Origin of the sequence: Psychrobacter proteolyticus, assembly GCF_038155145.1 — a bacterium.
In the GTDB taxonomy this organism is placed as follows: domain Bacteria; phylum Pseudomonadota; class Gammaproteobacteria; order Pseudomonadales; family Moraxellaceae; genus Psychrobacter; species Psychrobacter proteolyticus_B.
In genome coordinates this window covers 1-207 of record NZ_JBAKAY010000269.1, presented here as the reverse complement: position 1 = coordinate 207, position 207 = coordinate 1, and the positions used below count along the sequence as shown (strand labels likewise).

1 pseudogene is annotated in these 207 nt (G+C 38.2%); it reads right to left on the bottom strand.

Annotated elements, in window-relative coordinates:
* Positions 1 to 23: 23 nt before the first annotated feature.
* Positions 24 to 207 (bottom strand): annotated as a pseudogene (locus V6252_RS13800) (AAA family ATPase); the annotation flags it as partial.

Here is a 207-nt window from a genome sequence, read left to right as displayed (position 1 = left end):
ACTGCATCAAATTCAGGCTAAAGCTCTAGTAGCTCGTAATTTAAATCTGCTTCACCTAACAAGATAACCTTGATATCTAAATCAATAGGAGCTGGTGAGAGAGATAAGCTACCGGTTAGAGTCAGAATTTGCTCTAGACTAGACAGTTTTATTTTTCGTGATTGTAATGAGCGGTTTAAGCCTTGCCATGCATAAGGATGTTCAAGT